The following is a 16,617-nucleotide window of genomic DNA, read 5'->3' on the forward strand; positions in this document are numbered from 1 at the left end:
ACTAATGGTGGGATTGATAAATTTTTTTGAGAATATCTTTCCCGCCTTTTTTTAACAGTTCTTCTGCAAGTTGTAATCCCATCTCCTCAACCTGCTGAAATATCCAATTTTCAACAGGATAATCAAAAAACTCCTCTCTTTCTGACTTTATCAGCAAATCTACACTTTCTGGGTCTCCTATTAGTGCAGCTATTTTAAAAACAAAATTTGAGGAAGAGTATCTCTCCATGCTTGCATGACAGGCAAGAGGCACCTGACATCCTCCTCCCATTTTGGATAGAAAAGCTCTCTCTGCTGATACACAGAGGGCTGTTTCAAAGTGATGTAAAGGCTTTATAAGTTTATTCAAATAATCATCATCCACCCTTGTCTCAATGCCTATTGCACCCTGACCTATGGCAGGAATCATAACTTCTTCTGAAAAAACTTCGGTAACACTATCATTAAGCCCCATTCTCTTAAGTCCTGCTAAAGCAAGGACAATAGCATCGAACTCTCCCTCTCTAAGCTTTCTAATCCTTGTATCAACATTACCTCTTAAGGGCTTTATCAATAAATCCTTTCGTAAAGCCTTTATCTGAATTGTTCTTCTAAGACTGCTTGTTCCAACAACTGCTCCTAAGGGTAATTCTCTAAAACTTTTACCTTCTTTGCTTATAAGAGCATCCTTAGGGTCTTCTCTCTCGCATATTGCTGAAATATGAAGTCCTTCAGGAATTTCTGTAGGCACATCCTTCATACTGTGAACAGCAAGGTCAACTTTTCCTGACAGCAAAGCTTCCTCTATCTCCTTTACAAACAAACCTTTACCACCAATTTTTGCCAGAGGTGCATCAAGAATTTTATCACCGGTTGTTTTAATTTTTTCTATTTCAATAATGAGCTCGGGATAAATGGTTTTAAGCCTTTCCTTCACCCAGTTTGCCTGCCAGAGTGCCAGTTTACTGCCTCGGCTACCAATAACTATCTTATTCCTCTTCATCGTCAATTCCAAATAGCCTCCTTGCTGAATAAATAAGCATCTCTTTGTCTTCACAGTTGTTCTTAAGAGCAACTGTAGGATGGTGCATTATTTTATTAGTAATGCTCTGTGTAAGGTATTCGATAGACGAGAGAACCTCTGGAGATAAGTCTTTAAATCTTGACTTAAATTTCTCCATTTCCTCTTGCCTTATCTGTTCTGCTTTGCTCCTAATAGAAACTATCAGAGGCACGCTTTCCAGGGAATTAATCCATTGAAAGAATTTCTCCGTTTCCTCCTGAATAATTCTTAGAGCTTTACTGGCCTCCTTTTTTCTCTCAAGTATGTTAGAGTCAACGACATCCTGAAGGTCATCTATGTTGTATAAATAGACATTGTCAAGGTCATTACAGGCAGGGTCAATATTTCTTGGAACAGCTATATCAATGAGAAATAGAGGTTTATACTTTCTTAAGGCCATTATCTCTCTTAGCATCTTTGCTGTTATTACATAATGAGGAGCACCTGTTGAACAGATTACAATGTCTGCTTTGACAAGATGTTCATTTAGTTTTTCAAAGGGAACTGCCACTCCTTCAAATTCCTTAGCAAGTTCCTCAGCTCTTTCAAAGGTTCTATTCGTTATGTAAACATTTCCTACGCCGCCTCCAATTAGATGTCTCAAAGCCAGTTCTGCCATCTCACCTGCCCCTATTAACAGAATTGATTTTTTTGAGAGCTCATCAAAAACTTTTTTAATCAATCCAACTGCTGCATAGCTTACAGAGACAGGATTTTCACCTATTCGAGTTTCATTTCTAACTCTTTTTGCTGTAAAAAGAGCTTTGTTCATAAGATGATTTAATATTAAAGAGGTTGTTCTCTCAGCAAGAGCTAAATCATAGGCCTCTTTAACTTGACCTGTTATCTGCGGCTCACCTACAATCATTGAATCAAGACTTGAGGCAACTTTAAATAGATGTTCTACCGCTTCTCTGTCTTGGTAAATATAGAGAAATTTCTCAAAATCCCCTTTTTCAACTTTGTGAAAATTGGCAAGAAAGTCTATTATTATTTCTTCAGATGATTTTCTTTGCCCTCCTTCATTGTTACAAAAGGCAGAAACATATGCATATATTTCAACTCTATTACAGGTTGAAATAATTACAGCCTCTTTTATCCTTTCCTCTGTAATTAACTCTTTCAAAGCTTTTCTAACTGCATCCTTTGAGTTAAAAGCCAACTTTTCTCGTATCTCAACAGGAGCTGTCGTATGATTAAGGCCAATAACAATCAAGCTCATATTAATCTATGAAAACTCTCTGTAAGAAGATTTATTCCGAAGAAGCCAATTATTACAAGAAGAAAACCGAAAATAGTAAGATAAGCAGCCCGTTTCTTTCTCCAATCCTCTTTAACTCTTAGATAAAAAATTACGAGATATACAACCCAAGTCATTAGAGTCATCACTTCCTTTGGGTCAAAAAGAAAACCGTGCATAGAATAATACTTAATCAATCCTACAATTAGAGCAAGACTATAAATCGGAAATCCCCAAAATATTAGCTGATAGTTTATCTTATCTAAAACTTCTAAGCTTGGTATCATATTTAAAAAAGCTCGTAGTTTTTTGTTTTTGATAGCTTTTTCCTGAAGAAGATAGAGAATACTTAAAACAAAGGCAAGGCTGAAAAGAGATATTCCAAAAACCGCTGTGAGAGCATGAATATCAATCCAAAAACTCTTCTGTTCTGGCTTTAAGGATGGAATGATTCTTGAGAAAAAAGCACTTATAAACATGAGAGCAAAGACAAGAATCAGGGAAAAGTTTAAAATTTTTGTCTTGTGATAAAATCTTATTACGAGCGAGGTAAACATAACACTCCATGCAAAAAAAGAACTTGCCTCATGCATTGAAAAAACCGGTGCCTGACCAGAGTTAATGTATCTCACAAAGAGGTATACCGTATGCAGACCGAAACCACCTAAGCCAAGTAAGAAGACCGCTTCGTCGAGCTCATTTTTTTTCCTAATTATGCCTACAATGCCAAGAATAAATCCTGCAAAGTAGAGAGTAAGGGCGAGTTCAAAAAATAAAGTTCCCATTAGAAGCAGCCAAGTTCACACTTTCTAATCTTTATTTTCAGTTCATTAGCTAATCTTCCAACCTCGATATAGGGAACACTCAGCTGTTCTGCAATCTTTCTTGCTTCAGAGCAAGTAATTTTTCCATCTTTACTTTTTTCTCTAAGATTTTCTTCGATAAGCTTTCTAATCTGAACTTTCTCAATCTCTGTCATGACTTCCTCCATTAAATATTCGCCTTCTATAACTAAATCAGCTATTTCTAAAATAGCCTCTGCCGAGGGCTTCATGCATTCGGAAGCTAAACCCTTAAGAAATATTATAACATCTGGCTTCATTACTCTTACCAGAGAATTACCTTCAATTACAGCAATGCTGCCTTCCTTATCATCTTGGCTGTGTTTAGTAATCTCATTTTGTAAGCTCTTCGCCACTTCTGGCAGGTCTTCTTCTATGGCCTTCACAAAATAAACAATGTCTGCACCTGCTTTCTTCATTCTCGTCGTATCTTTATTCTCTTTTAATGCATAATGTTGTTCCTGAACAATGGAGGAATAAAGAGTATTTTTAGAGTATTTTATGGCAATTATCTGAATATTGTAATTTTTATTCTTTAAATGTTTAATTAACTTTTCAACAAAAGTTGTTTTTCCTGCTCCGCTCTTTTCAGCGCCTACTCCAATTGTTAAAGGATATCGCATATATACATAACTCTCTTTAGTTAGATAGATTATATGGCAGAGCCATTGGCACAGTCAAATTAATGGAGAGGGATGGTGGGAATTGAACCCACAGGAGAGCTTTTAAAAACCTCCATCGCTGGTTTTGCAGACCAGGAGGAAGACCACTTCCACATCCCTCGAGTAAATTTTATTATAAAATTTTACTATTATTCAAATCGGTTTTATCTATACTTTATCAGTTAAAATCATGATATAATTTATAAATGAGATTTTTGTGGATAATGAACAAAAAACTTATCTATGTGCTTTTGCTTTTTATAATTTTTGCCTATCCTGCATGTGCTAAAAAGGAAAGCGAGTATTATAAGGTTACGGAAATACACGACGGAGATACTCTGACAATTGTGAAAGATTCTTTTTTTGGAATTCTGGTTAAAACAGAAAGGATAAGACTGATTGGTATCGATGCTCCTGAACTTGCACAGGAACCTTGGGGAAGAAAAGCCAAAAATCATCTCAAAAAATTGATAAGAGAAAGTAGTTGGCTTGTAAAGATTGAATTAGATGTTCAGCAAAGAGACAAATATGGCAGAATACTGGCATATTTGTGGGATAAAAATGGAAACATGATTAATTACATGATGATAAGAGACGGCTATGCAATGGTTTACACTATTCCGCCCAATGTAAAATACGCAGAGAAATTCGTAGAAGCCCAAAGAGTTGCCCGTGAAGAAAAAAGAGGGATATGGGGTGAAAATGGTCTTAAAGAGAAACCTTCAGACTGGAGAAAAGCAAATCCGAGAAGTTAAATTATAAATCGATTTCTTTTTAAGTAATTTTTCACTTCTTCTCCTTCAGTCTCAAATCCTCTTTTACCCATTGCTCCGTAGGTTAATCTCTTACCGAGTTCAACGCCTGGTTGATTGAAAGGATTGACACCGTAAAGCATCCCTGCCATGGCGGTTGTTACCTGTAAAAACTGAAAAACCTGTCCGATTGTTGATGCGTCAATCTGCGGTAGAATAATCTTCAGATTCGGTTTTTTATTCATCCATAAAGCCATCTCAGTGGCAAGTTGCTCTGTGTTTATTAACTCCTCAAGGGTATGTCCACCTAAAAACCTTAAACCTTCTATGTCATGGAACTCCTCTGGTATCTCTTCCTGACAACCATGCCTGTCAACGGAAAGGAATAAGACAACCTTGTCTTCAGGCCCTTCCATCCATAGCTGAAGCTGTGAGTGCTGGTCTGTTGTTCCAACAGATGGATAAGGAGTTGTGCCTCTTCCATCTTTACCAAGACTTTCAGCCCACAGCTGGCAAAACCATTCTGATAAGGTTTTTAATCTATCAGAATAAGGAAGGAAAACTACAATTTTTCTCTCCCTTAAAATATCCATCATATAAAGACTTGAAGCAAGACATGCCATAGGATTTTCTCCTATGTTTTTACTGAAAGCCTTCTCAGAAATCTCTCTCGCTCCTTCAAGGAGATATGAGCTGTCTACCCCAATAGCTTCAGCAAGAAGAAGTCCAACTGGCGACAGCACCGAATATCTTCCCACCACATTTCTCGGAATTTCGAGAGCTGGAATTTCGTATTCACTGGCAAGTCTTCTGAGGTTTCCTTTCTCTGGGTCTGTGGTAAATACGAAATGCTCATTTACTCTAAGCTTTCTGTCTCTTACCATTCTCCAAAGTATTAAAAATGAAGCAAGAGTTTCAGAGGTGCTGCCAGACTTAGAGATTACATTTATCAACGTCTTTTTTAAATCTACTATTTCAACAATCTGCTTTAATGTAAGCGGGTCTACATTATCATATATAAAAACCTTCGGTGTCTTTTTAAGATTATGGAAGGGACTGAGAGACTCCATAATTACTCTCGGACCAAGAGCACTTCCACCAATCCCCAGCACTAAAAAGTATTCATATTCTTTGACCCTTTCACCTATCTGCTTAACCTTTTCAATCTGTTGATATGGAAGATTTATGAAATCGAGTTCATCATATTTTTTTTCAGAAAGCAGCAAAACAGCACGTTTTGTGCATTCTTCAATTTCTGAAATCTTAAGCCCCCTTTCTCCTATCTCCTCCTGTAAAACATTAGAAAAGTCAAGCCTCAACACTTTTTGCCTCCTTTCTTTGAGAAGTAGGCTACTACAATAACAATCAAAACAGAAAGTATAATTATTATGGCCAAAACTTTTGTAATCTTAAAGGCCATTATAACCAAAAGAGCAAGTCCTAAGAGAAGATATATCTGCCAGCTCAAAAACTTCTCCTTCTATAATTATGGGGATTAACTCTATTTTTCTTCATTCTGATTTTCTGTAGAGAGCGCTTCTGTTTTCTGCCTTTTTATGTAGATATAAGCTTCCTTTGTCGAAATAATTAGGATAGCTATAAAACCTATCAGCAAACCCTTGATGTTAAACCATCCTTTTATGGCGATAAACCACAAAAAGAGAAATATGGCACCAAGCTTTAAGTAGCTAAGACCGATAACAGTAAGCTGAAACATTGGTTTACCAAAGAATTTCTTTACAGCCCATGCAAGTTCTCTCAAGCTAAGCCAGCTAATAAATCCTCCAAGAATTACATTTAGCGCAACTATTTCATTCTCCCATACAAGATAACTTGCCAGTGAGAGCACTGGCACCAAAATAAGCGTCTGCCTATTCAGTCTCTTGATTACTTCCCTGTCCATCTTCTCTGTTCACCTTCCTTACAAATCTCTGAATTTCTCGAATGCCTGCTACAAAGCCTGCCAATAAAAAAATTAATGAAAAAACTGGAAAAGTGCTTAAAAATTTATCGATAAGATATCCTAACACAACGCCTATTATCACGCAAAGAACAAAGTTTATGCCCAGTGCTGAAGCTTCAAGAATAACCTTAAAAATTGATTTTTTAGCTCTCTCCTCGCTCACCCTCTACCTTCACACTCTGATAATACAAACTCTTTGAGAGAAGTTGCAACTTCTTTGTAAAAATCTGTCTTTGCTTTCTTATAAAGAGCATCGCAAAAAAGGGGAATCCAACGACAAAGCCTTTTTAAAAATTCGATTTGTAAATCTACAAGATTTTGTTCAATTAGATAACTCATAAAAAGAAGCTCCATTGATACGTGGTCTGCCGGAAGGTCAAATTCTTCATCTATTGCTACTCCCGCTGTCCAGTAAAAGTGTTGAACATCATCGAGACTCAAATCAATAGGTATGTCTCTGTAAAGCATTTCCCGATAGTAACCTTCAAAGTTTGGCAGGTCTCCCTCACTAAAAATTCTTATAAAATCCTCGCATATCTCTTCATAGCTTTCATCAATAGGAATATCGGCATATATCTCAAATTCTCTTATAAGCTCTGGCTCTGGAATATCCATTAACAAATATCCGAAAAGCCTGTAAGTTTCTGCTCTTTCTTCTTGCTGCAAAGGGTCTAAAAAGCTCATAGCTCCTTAAATGTTTTATATGCAGATTTTACTGTTTTTTCAATATCCTTCTCACTGTGACTAAGAGAGATAAAACCGGCTTCAAACTGGGAAGGAGCAATATAAATTCCTCGATTTAGCATACCCCAAAAAAATCTCTTAAACTTTTCCAAATCTGAAGTCTTTGCCGTTTTTGCATCAATCACCTCTGTCTCTGTGAAATAACTGCAAAACATTGTCCCTGCCCTGTAAAATCTAACTTTTGCTCCTGCCTTCTTGGCTGCATCCTTAAGTCCCTCTTCAAGGTGAATCATTTTATCTTCAAGCTTTTTATAAGTAGATGATTTTTTAAGAACCTTTAATGTTTCTATTCCAGCAGTCATTGCTAAAGGATTTCCCGCCAGAGTTCCAGCCTGATAAACTCCTCCCTCAGGTGCAACCATCTGCATTATCTCTTTCTTACCACCGTATGCTCCCACTGGAAGGCCGCCACCGATTACCTTGCCGAGACAGGTAAGGTCTGGCTTTATACCGTAGTATTCCTGAGCTCCACCAAAGGAAACTCTAAATCCTGTCATCACCTCATCAAAAATCAGAACTACTCCATATTTTTCCGTTTCCTCTCTTAAAGCAGCTAAAAATTCCTTGTGGGGAAGAATACATCCCATATTACCAACAACTGGTTCAAGTATCACACAGGCTATATCTTTCCAGTTATCCTTGAGAGCATTTCTCAAAGCCTCTACATCATTGAAGGGAAGCACGATTGTCTCAGATGCATAGGAAGAAGGCACACCGAGACTATCGGGAATGCCAAAAGTAGCTCCTCCAGAGCCAGCTGAAACCAACAACCCATCTACGTGTCCGTGATAGCAACCCTCAAACTTTACCACCTTTGAGCGTCCTGTAAAACCTCTTGCAAGTCTTATGGCAGACATTGTAGCCTCTGTGCCTGAGTTAACCATACGGAGCTTTTCTATTGAAGGAAAAGCATTTTTCACAAGCTCTGCCAGCTCTATTTCAAGCTTTGTCGGAGCACCATAGCTTGTCCCCCTTTCAGCAGCTTTCTTGAGCGCTTTAACCACGGAAGAATGGGCATGACCAAGTATTAAAGGTCCCCAGGAGAGAACATAGTCTATGTATTCATTTCCATCTACATCGTAAATCTTTGAACCCTTTGCTTTAGAGATGAATAGAGGATTGCCACCTACTGCCTTAAAAGCTCTTACGGGGCTGTTTACACCACCAGGCAGTAAGGTCATTGCTTTTTTATAGAGTTTTTGCGATTTTTTTGTTTTCATACTCCCTCCAGCAAATTATTTTTATTTTACGAAAAACCTGAAACTTTTAATAATTTCAATTCAATATATGCCGACATAAATATGCCGTTAAAACCTACATATCCTGTTCTTTATGTTCCTTTTCTATACTGTCTTTCATCTTCTCATAACATTCAGGACACATGCCGTGAGTAAAGTCCGCCTCTGTATGCTCTTTTAAATAAGTCTCAAGCTTCATCCAGTAGCCTTCGTCGGTTCTAATTTTTTTACACCATGCACAAATAGGTATTAAACCCTTCAGAGTTTTAATGTTTTCAAGGGCTTTCTGGAGTTCCTTAATCAGCTTTTCCCGATTCTCATCGTATACCTTCTTGTCTGTTATGTCTTCTCCTGCACTTACAGTTGCCAGTATTTTTCCATCTATACCTCTTAATACTGTATTATGCCAAGCAAATAGCCTCTCTCTGCCATCTTTTGTCAAAATCTTATTTTCAAAATATTCAACCATCTCTCTTTCACCAGATATTATACTTTCAAAAACTATTTTAACCTTTTGTCTCTCTTTTTCAGGAATCATCAAATCAAACCAATTTTTTCCAATTAACTCGTCCTTTGAGTAACCAAGTATTTCAGCTCCCCTTTGATTTATTCTCTTAATCCTCTGATTTCTGTCTATAACAACGAAAACTAAATTGAGAACTTCTAAATAGGTGTTTAATTTGATATAGGCATCTTTGAGCTGTTCTTCGCTCTCTTTAAGCTTTCTCCAAAGCAAATTGAAGGGGTCAGTTAGAGCTGTTTTTATTAAAGCCTTATAAATAAAGAAATATGAGATTGCTTTTAAGATATGGCCGATAAAATTAAAACTTCCATAAACACTTACATACTGAGTGAAAGAGAGTTCTGCCAGGATTGTCGTAATAATAGCTAACTGGAGGTATTGAAAGGTAGCTGAAGGGAAAAAGTTTTTATTTTTCCTAAGAAGTATAAGAGCCACAGCTAAAATTAAACATATCAGATATTCACTGTATATTTTGAAACTTGTAAGTCCATGTCCTTCAATGTAACAATCGGGAAAATTTTTAAGTAAGAAGAGTGATATAAAGACAATTACTGTTATTACCGAGTATATCAACATGACCAGATAGAAACTAAATTGTCTTTTAATAAAAAGAACGGCAAAGAGAAAACTCAGACTTTCTAAATATCTCGCAGCAATCCAGAGTTGAGTTGGTAAATCGGCATCAAATCCCACGAATATATTCATGCCCTTGTATGAAAGGGTGTGAACAAGGTCGATTATTATCAAAAATAAATAGGCAACTCCTAAGAGTCGCACATAGCCAAGTTCAATCTTATCTCTTAAAGCAAAAGTTATGATGAATACTGTTCCACCAATTATTATGCTGTAGAGTTCTACAAGGGTATGAAAAAGCAGATAACTGTAGGTGACAGTAAGAGATATAATGACTAAGGCAAGAAAGAAAAAGATAAAATCTTCGTATTTTCTCAAAAAATTAATTATCATTTACAAATTATATCACAAAGCCTGTTATGATAAAATAAAGTATGACCGAAAAGGAAAAACCAAATCCCAATGTCTCTGGCTACAAAAATTGTCTTTTTTGGAGTTTAAAAGATGATACCTTATCCTAATATTAACCCTGAAATACTGAAAATAGGACCACTTTCAATACGATGGTATGGCCTCATGTATCTGCTTGGATTTATCTGTTCTTATCTCATAGTAAAAAGAGAAATAAATCGACGAAAATTAAGTGTAGAAAAAGATTTCATCGAAAATCTATATTTCTATCTCATTTTAGGTCTTCTTGTTGGAGCAAGACTTGGCTATGTTGTCTTTTACAATCTTAACTACTATCTATCTCATCCTCTCGAAATTTTTGCCCTATGGCATGGCGGTATGTCCTTTCACGGTGGTCTCATAGGTGTAATAATTGCTGCACTTTTGTTCACAAAAATGAAAAAATTTGATTTTTTCACACTTACAGATATGCTTGTTCTTACAGCTCCGATTGGACTTGGGCTCGGAAGGATTGGCAACTTTATAAACGGCGAACTCTATGGAAGAATTTCAAACGTTCCCTGGGCTATGATTTTTCCTGAAGGAGGGCCTCTTCCAAGACATCCCAGTCAGCTTTATGAAGCTTTTCTTGAAGGGTTTCTGCTGTTCGTGATACTTTGGTTTTTAAAAGATAAATTCAGTAAATCAGGCATATTATCCGCTATTTTTTTAATTCTCTATGGATTTTTCAGATTCATTGCTGAATTTTTCCGTGAACCCGATGCACAAATAGGTTACATTTTAGGATTTCTCACAATGGGGCAAATCCTGTGTAGTATTATGATAATTTCAGGATTTGTATTACTCTTTTTTAGGAGCAGAGAGTGATTGAAATTACCGATGAATTAATGAATAGACTAAATAAACTAAGAGAACATACATTCTTTGAAATACTTGACATGGCCGGAAGAGTTTTTATTGTCGTCGATTATGATGAAAGCGTTATAATCGGCAAAAGAGGTTTTTTACCAGAAGAAAAAGAAAGAGGGCTTGTCCTTGTATTCAATAAAAAAATGAAATTTAACTGGGACGAACAGGCAATAACTGCTACTTTAGTATTTGGTAATACGCCTGAAAAATGTTATATACCCATAGAGCTTATTGCTGCTGTATTCTCACCAGACTTAAGAATTCAACTTGTTCTGCCAGTGTTGAAAAAAATTGACAAATCAATAGTTGAAGAATCTAATAAATCTTTAAAAGACGATACTGATAAAGGCAAGATAATAGATATTACAAAGAGGAAGAAAAAATGACCAAGCAAAATCAATTAAAAGAACTCATAATAGCTCAGCTAAAACAAAAACTTGGTAAAGTTAAACAGGACATAGAATTGGTAAAAGAACCTCCTCCGGAGTTAAAAATTACAAGTTATGGAATGACCGTTGGATATATCGACATTATTACAGAGGCGGAACTAACAGAAAACAGAATAAACCTTTGGAAAGAAGCTGTCAAAAAAGGTGAGAAATTAACCATAATTGTTCCAAAAGAGCAAAAACTCAAAATAACAGAGCTTCTCTGGAAAGAAGGACTTGCTGAAAAAATTAGTGTAGGAACATACGAATTAACGCTACTTTTGCCTTGAAATGAAGTCTTCTAAGCAGAGTTTTTGTATCTCCTCTGTTACGAAAGTTCCTCTGAGCATTTTTCCTTCAACCATGTAAATAACCATCTCGGCAATATTAGTAGCATGGTCTGCTATTCTCTCAAGATACTTGGCGATGAACATTCTCTTAAGTGCCAGGGGGATTATATCAGGATTTTTTACCATCAATCCGAAAAGCTCATTGTGATTGTTCTGAAGGAGTTCGTCTACCTGGTCATCTCTCTTTATAACATCGTAACATAAGTCTACATCTTCTTTTACAAAAGCATTAATCGTATCTTCGACCATACTTTCAGTTATTTCAGCCATTTTAGGTATGTTAACAAAGGGTTTAAGAAAAGGCTCTTGATTTAACTCTATTGCCCTCTCTGCAATGTTAACAGCAAAATCTCCCATTCTCTCAAGGTCTGTGCTGATTTTCATCGCTGTGGTAATAAACCTTAAATCCTTTGCCATTGGTTGCCTCAGAGCTATAAGTCTTATACACTCTTCATTTATATCAACTTCAAGTCCGTTTATTAGGTTATCTCTCGAAACTACCTGTTTAGCCAGTTCATTGTCTCTATCTATTAGGGACTTTACGGCCTTTCTTATATTTTCCTCTACAAGACAGCCTAATATTAAAATTCTCTCTTTAAGTTTTCTTAATTCGTCATCCAAAATACCCATTTTTAGCCTCCTAATTGCTCTTTAGGTTATTATACAGTCTGAGGATTTCTATTAACAACCTCTGATTTATTAAAAATTATTGTTTTGTCATAAAAATCTTTAATTTAACGGTGATTGATGTTTTGCTCAACATAACGTGATATAAGTGGAAATTTATGTGATTTCATCTTATCTAACACCTCTTTTGCCTTTCTGCTTCTTATTTTGCTAAGGGCATTTGCTATTTCCATAAGAATTATCGGGTCTTCTTCCTCATCAATCATTCTCTCAAGTTCACTTACTGCCTTTTCTAACCTTTTCAATCCTATTATGTATATTATCGTTCTTCTTATCTCCTTTATGGGATGCTTTAAAGCAGATATCAACTTCTCTTCGTAACTTAGGGACTGGTATGATTTTAAATCATACTGACAGTAAGGGCAGATAATTACAAAGTCAGGAATTCCCCTCCAACAGGATGGACAGAAAAAATGAATCATCCTTTTAGCCAAATCTACCGGTTATATAATCTTCTGTGAGTTTCTGAGAGGGAATTGTGAATATTTTTTGAGTTTTATCAAATTCTATAAGTTCTCCTAAATACATAAACCCTGTGTAGTCAGATACTCTTGCTGCCTGCTGCATGTTGTGAGTAACGATTATTATTGTTAATTTCTCTTTGAGGGTCATGATAAGCTCTTCAATCTTTGAGGTAGATATAGGGTCTAAAGCACTTGTGGGCTCGTCAAAAAGGACAATGTCTGGTTCGATTGCAATGGCTCTTGCAATGCAAAGTCTCTGCTGTTGACCTCCCGAAAGGGAGTAAGCATTAGCATCAAGTCTGTCTTTCACTTCATCCCATAAAGCAGCTGAGTTAAGTGCCCATTCAACCCTTTCCTTGATTAATTTTTTATCTCTTACTCCATTTACCCTTAAGCCATAGGCTACATTTTCAAATATAGACTTAGGGAAAGGGTTTGGTCGCTGAAAAACCATTCCTATTCTTCTTCTTAAGTCAAGCAAATCTATGTTTGGGCTGGCTATGTTAATTCTATCGGGATTAAAAATTATACTTCCCTCATACCTTGAACCAGGATAGAGGTCATGCATTCTGTTAAAACACCTGAGCAATGTTGTTTTACCGCATCCACTTGGTCCTATGAGAGCTGTTATTTTCTTGGTTGGGATGTTTATATTTATGTTTTTTAATGCCTTAAAATCGCCATAATAAAAATTTAAATCTTTAACTTCAAGCTTTATCTCACCTTCAATTTTATGACTTCTCTTTTCTGCTTCTTTAGACTTCTCAATAGCTTTATCAGAAGCTCCAAGAAATAAGGATTTGATGCCATCTATAATTGCATTTGTTGTTACCATATGTATTTCCTCCTTACTTTCTGTCTAAAGTAATAGGCAAGAGCATTCATCAAAACAGTCAGTATGAGCAGCACAAATCCCGCTGCTGCCGCATTTATCTGAAAGGCTGCCTGAGGCCGAGATACCCAGTTAAAAATCTGTATTGGCAGAACAGTAAAGGGGGACATTAAAGCTTCCCATATTTTTTCTGGCGAAATATATGGAAACTCCGAAATAAAAGGAGATGGAGGTAGAAAAGCTATAAAAGTCAAAGCTCCTATTGTAACTAAAGGTGCTGTCTCACCTATAGCTCGGGAAGCTGCGATTATTAAACCTGTGAGAATTCCTCCAAGAGAGTAAGGCAGTATGTGGTCTCTAACAGTATCCCACTTTGTAGCACCAACAGCGTACGCACCTTCTCTTATATCCCGGGGAATTCTTCTTATTGCCTCTCTCGTGTTTACAACTATTACAGGCAGCATTAAAATACTCAATGTAAGACCTGCGGTGAGTATACTTTCGCCGAGTTTAAACCTGTAGACAAATATTCCAAGCGCTAAAAGACCATAAATTATCGCTGGAACTGCAGCAAGATTATTTATGTTAAGCTCTATAATTGTCTCAATTTTTCCAATTAGTCCTCTTTTAGTAGCATACTCTTCAAGATATATACCAGCCGGAATTCCGATAAGCAAAGACCAAAATATAGCACCTGCCATTACCAGCAGTGTTCCTACCCATCCCGAAAGAATACCAGCCTTATCTGGGAATCTTGACGGATAAGAATTATAAAAGGAAGGGTCTTTTATTTTCTCAAAACCATCAATAAAAATATCTACGATAAGGGTTATCATGAAAGACACAACCATTAAAAAAGCAAGAAAACCAATCAGTGGAAATAAAATATCCCATTTTGAATTAATCTTTCTGTTTGACATTTAGTAGGCCTCTCTTATCTTTGTTCTTAACCACAGAGCAAGGGAGTTGAAAATAAATGCTATGATAAATAAAGCAAGCCCTACTGCAAAAATTGATAGGTATTCAATTGAACCATAGGGCAAGTCTCCAAGAGCCACCTGCACTATGTATCCTGTCATTGTCTGAATAGGCTCTCGGGGGTCTAAGGTTAAGTTAGGATACATTCCTGCTGCAATTGCTACAACCATTGTCTCACCAATGGCACGAGATGCACCGAGAATAAAACCCGCCACGATGCCAGATACAGCTGCTGGAATAACAATCGTTATAGCTGTTCTTAGTTTAGTTGCTCCAAGAGCATAAGAAGCCTCTCTAATTCGCTGAGGCACGCCTTTCATGGCATCTTCTGCCATAGAGGCTGTATATGGAAGTATCATGAATCCCAGAACAATGCCGGGTGCAAGGGAATTAAAAGCTTCAAGGTCAGGTATTATCTTCTGTAAAATCGGTGTAACAAATAACAGAGTAAAATAACCATAGACAACTGTTGGAATGGCCTCTAAAAACTCAATTATAGGCTTAGCCACTTCTTTTACTTTCACTGAGGCATACTCACTAAGGTATATGGCTATGAGCAAGCCAAGAGGGATTGATACTGCTACTGCAATGCCGGCTATAAGAAATGTTCCTGAAACAAGAGGCCAAATACCAAACTTTTTTGTAGCAAAAACAGGAGTCCATTCTTTTTCAGTAAGGAACTCTTTTATGGAGACTTCTTGGAAAAACTTAATGGAGTCACTCAAAAGCACGTAAACTATTCCTATTGTTATGAAGATAGTAATGAAGCTGGCGGTGAAAAACACCGCCAGCATCAGTTTGTCTAAAAATTTTTTATGGGCTAAACTTGAAAACAATTTCTATTTATCCTCTCAATTAGTGTTTTGTCTCTCTTTTAAGAAGCTCTTCTACAGTAAGACCTACTTCAATGTGTCCACCAAATACTGTTCCAGTTTCCATCTTCTTGAATCTATCAAGAGCCATCTGATATGCCTTTGCAGGAAGAGGAATTGCGCCGACCTGCTTTGTAATTTTGCCTGCATGCTTTAAGTAGAACTCTACAAATTCTTTCACTTCTGGTTTTTCCTTTGCGGATTTCTCATTCACATAGATGAAAAGTGGCCTTGAGAAAGGCTGATATGTGCCATCCATGACTGCTTTTTCACTTGGCATCACGCATTTGCCAGTCTTTGGATTTTTTATTGCTACGGCCTTCACTTTGCCCTTATTTTCCTCAACGTATGTAAAGCCCACATAACCAAGCCCGCCAACATCTTTAATTACGGCGTTCATTATTACATTGTCATCTTCGCTGGCAACATAATCGCCTCTGCTTGCCTTAGCTTTACCTACTGCTGCTTCTGTAAAGTATTCAAAGGTTCCAGAATCCGCACCCGGTCCTGCAAGTCTTAAAGGTCTGTCAGGCCAGCTTGGGTCTACTTGATTCCATTTTGTAATCTTACCCTGTGCTTCTGGTTCCCATATCTTTTTAAGTTGTTCAATTGTCATGCAGTTGTCCTTTATCCAGTTATTCTTTACATTCACAAATACCGAGAGAGCATCGTATGCAACAGGAAGCTCTATATACTTTATACCGGCTTCCTTACAGGCATCCATCTCTTTTTTCTGAATTGGTCTTGAAGCATTTGATATGTCGGTCTCACCTCTACAGAATTTTTTAAAGCCTCCTCCTGTTCCCGATATACCAACTGTAACCTTAACTGCTCCTTTTTTTGCTTTCTGAAAATCCTCTGCTATGCCCTCTGTAATGGGAAATACTGTTGATGAACCGTCAATTTTAATTATTGGTTGTCCGTGGGCAGAGGACAAAAGAAATAAAAGTACAAAAACTGAAAGAAATAAACTACTAAAAGACAAACCCTTTGAAATCTTCATACACTAACCTCCATTTTTTGTTTTTTTATACTTTTAGTATAGAAACTGAATGTTACATCAAATTTACGCAAATGTTAAATTTCTGTTACAAAGAACTGGCGATG

21 protein-coding genes and 1 tRNA gene are annotated in these 16,617 nt (G+C 36.8%); 4 read left to right on the forward strand and 18 right to left on the reverse strand.

The features are described from left to right. Position 1: 1 nt before the first annotated feature. The 5 genes from hemC to ACZ430_RS03985 form a co-directional block, all read right to left on the reverse strand. The gene (gene hemC / locus ACZ430_RS03965) at positions 2 to 982 is read right to left on the reverse strand and encodes a hydroxymethylbilane synthase (RefSeq protein ID WP_297211202.1); all 981 of its coding nucleotides are present in this window, start codon (positions 980 to 982) and stop codon (positions 2 to 4) included. Beyond that, on the reverse strand, positions 969 to 2,264 hold the full coding sequence (gene hemA / locus ACZ430_RS03970) for a glutamyl-tRNA reductase (protein ID WP_297211205.1): 1,296 nt from the start codon (positions 2,262 to 2,264) through the stop codon (positions 969 to 971). The genes hemC and hemA overlap by 14 nt, the downstream gene beginning before the upstream one ends. Then, the gene (locus ACZ430_RS03975) at positions 2,261 to 3,067 is read right to left on the reverse strand and encodes a cytochrome C assembly family protein (protein ID WP_297211208.1); all 807 of its coding nucleotides are present in this window, start codon (positions 3,065 to 3,067) and stop codon (positions 2,261 to 2,263) included. The genes hemA and ACZ430_RS03975 overlap by 4 nt, the downstream gene beginning before the upstream one ends. After that, on the reverse strand, positions 3,067 to 3,747 hold the full coding sequence (locus tag ACZ430_RS03980) for a molybdopterin-guanine dinucleotide biosynthesis protein MobB (protein WP_297211211.1): 681 nt from the start codon (positions 3,745 to 3,747) through the stop codon (positions 3,067 to 3,069). Before ACZ430_RS03980 ends, ACZ430_RS03975 begins: the two co-directional genes overlap by 1 nt. Before the next feature lie 63 nt (positions 3,748 to 3,810). After that, a tRNA-Cys gene (locus ACZ430_RS03985) sits at positions 3,811 to 3,907 on the reverse strand. Between the two features lie 103 nt (positions 3,908 to 4,010). Between ACZ430_RS03985 and ACZ430_RS03990 the strand changes: the two genes are divergently transcribed. Next, the gene (locus ACZ430_RS03990; protein WP_464910713.1) at positions 4,011 to 4,541 is read left to right on the forward strand and encodes a thermonuclease family protein; all 531 of its coding nucleotides are present in this window, start codon (positions 4,011 to 4,013) and stop codon (positions 4,539 to 4,541) included. Here ACZ430_RS03990 and ACZ430_RS03995 read toward each other — a convergent pair. The 7 genes from ACZ430_RS03995 to ACZ430_RS04025 form a co-directional block, all read right to left on the reverse strand. Continuing rightward, entirely contained in the window at positions 4,538 to 5,860 is a 1,323-nt protein-coding gene (locus ACZ430_RS03995; RefSeq protein WP_297211217.1) for a glucose-6-phosphate isomerase, read from the reverse strand. The two genes, ACZ430_RS03990 and ACZ430_RS03995, sit on opposite strands and share 4 nt — an antisense overlap. After that, positions 5,854 to 6,006, reverse strand: a complete 153-nt coding sequence (locus ACZ430_RS04000) for a hypothetical protein (RefSeq protein ID WP_297211220.1) — start codon at positions 6,004 to 6,006, stop codon at positions 5,854 to 5,856. The genes ACZ430_RS03995 and ACZ430_RS04000 overlap by 7 nt, the downstream gene beginning before the upstream one ends. 33 nt (positions 6,007 to 6,039) lie before the next feature. Next, on the reverse strand, positions 6,040 to 6,441 hold the full coding sequence (locus ACZ430_RS04005; RefSeq protein ID WP_297211223.1) for an ATP synthase subunit I: 402 nt from the start codon (positions 6,439 to 6,441) through the stop codon (positions 6,040 to 6,042). After that, positions 6,410 to 6,664, reverse strand: coding sequence for an AtpZ/AtpI family protein (locus ACZ430_RS04010; RefSeq protein ID WP_297211227.1), 255 nt, complete (start codon positions 6,662 to 6,664; stop codon positions 6,410 to 6,412). Before ACZ430_RS04010 ends, ACZ430_RS04005 begins: the two co-directional genes overlap by 32 nt. After that, positions 6,661 to 7,185, reverse strand: coding sequence for a TorD/DmsD family molecular chaperone (locus ACZ430_RS04015; protein WP_297211230.1), 525 nt, complete (start codon positions 7,183 to 7,185; stop codon positions 6,661 to 6,663). Before ACZ430_RS04015 ends, ACZ430_RS04010 begins: the two co-directional genes overlap by 4 nt. Continuing rightward, positions 7,182 to 8,465: a glutamate-1-semialdehyde 2,1-aminomutase gene (gene hemL, locus ACZ430_RS04020; RefSeq protein WP_297211233.1), complete on the reverse strand. Its 1,284-nt coding sequence runs from the start codon at positions 8,463 to 8,465 to the stop codon at positions 7,182 to 7,184. The genes ACZ430_RS04015 and hemL overlap by 4 nt, the downstream gene beginning before the upstream one ends. Positions 8,466 to 8,559: 94 nt before the next feature. Beyond that, positions 8,560 to 9,972: an MASE3 domain-containing protein gene (locus ACZ430_RS04025; protein WP_297211236.1), complete on the reverse strand. Its 1,413-nt coding sequence runs from the start codon at positions 9,970 to 9,972 to the stop codon at positions 8,560 to 8,562. Positions 9,973 to 10,083: 111 nt separating this feature from the next. Here ACZ430_RS04025 and lgt point away from each other — a divergent pair, with 111 nt between their 5' ends. From lgt to ACZ430_RS04040, 3 genes are read left to right on the forward strand one after another with little or no spacing between them, the layout of a single operon-like run. Next, a complete protein-coding gene (gene lgt / locus ACZ430_RS04030) occupies positions 10,084 to 10,857 on the forward strand; it encodes a prolipoprotein diacylglyceryl transferase (RefSeq protein ID WP_297211239.1) in 774 nt (257 codons plus the stop codon). Then, a complete protein-coding gene (locus tag ACZ430_RS04035; protein ID WP_297211245.1) occupies positions 10,854 to 11,285 on the forward strand; it encodes a ClpXP protease specificity-enhancing factor SspB in 432 nt (143 codons plus the stop codon). The genes lgt and ACZ430_RS04035 overlap by 4 nt, the downstream gene beginning before the upstream one ends. After that, complete coding sequence (locus ACZ430_RS04040) at positions 11,282 to 11,617, forward strand: hypothetical protein (protein WP_297211249.1); 336 nt, start codon at positions 11,282 to 11,284, stop codon at positions 11,615 to 11,617. Before ACZ430_RS04035 ends, ACZ430_RS04040 begins: the two co-directional genes overlap by 4 nt. On the opposite strand, the gene phoU is transcribed toward ACZ430_RS04040, so the two are convergent. The 6 genes from phoU to ACZ430_RS04070 all read right to left on the reverse strand — a co-directional run bounded on the left by phoU (position 11,603) and on the right by ACZ430_RS04070 (position 16,513). Then, on the reverse strand, positions 11,603 to 12,307 hold the full coding sequence (gene phoU / locus ACZ430_RS04045; RefSeq protein ID WP_297211252.1) for a phosphate signaling complex protein PhoU: 705 nt from the start codon (positions 12,305 to 12,307) through the stop codon (positions 11,603 to 11,605). The genes ACZ430_RS04040 and phoU overlap by 15 nt on opposite strands. Positions 12,308 to 12,411: 104 nt before the next feature. Further along, positions 12,412 to 12,786, reverse strand: a complete 375-nt coding sequence (locus tag ACZ430_RS04050) for a HEAT repeat domain-containing protein (protein WP_297211256.1) — start codon at positions 12,784 to 12,786, stop codon at positions 12,412 to 12,414. Between the two features lie 4 nt (positions 12,787 to 12,790). Next, complete coding sequence (gene pstB / locus ACZ430_RS04055; RefSeq protein WP_297211259.1) at positions 12,791 to 13,663, reverse strand: phosphate ABC transporter ATP-binding protein PstB; 873 nt, start codon at positions 13,661 to 13,663, stop codon at positions 12,791 to 12,793. Further along, positions 13,657 to 14,580 (reverse strand): phosphate ABC transporter permease PstA, encoded by a 924-nt coding sequence (gene pstA / locus ACZ430_RS04060; RefSeq protein ID WP_297211262.1) that lies wholly within the window; start codon positions 14,578 to 14,580, stop codon positions 13,657 to 13,659. Before pstA ends, pstB begins: the two co-directional genes overlap by 7 nt. Beyond that, positions 14,581 to 15,474, reverse strand: coding sequence for a phosphate ABC transporter permease subunit PstC (pstC, locus tag ACZ430_RS04065; protein ID WP_464910714.1), 894 nt, complete (start codon positions 15,472 to 15,474; stop codon positions 14,581 to 14,583). A gap of 19 nt (positions 15,475 to 15,493) precedes the next feature. Then, positions 15,494 to 16,513, reverse strand: a complete 1,020-nt coding sequence (locus ACZ430_RS04070; RefSeq protein WP_297211268.1) for a PstS family phosphate ABC transporter substrate-binding protein — start codon at positions 16,511 to 16,513, stop codon at positions 15,494 to 15,496. Positions 16,514 to 16,617: the final 104 nt, after the last annotated feature.

Source organism: Thermodesulfovibrio sp. TK500a, from assembly GCF_055381765.1.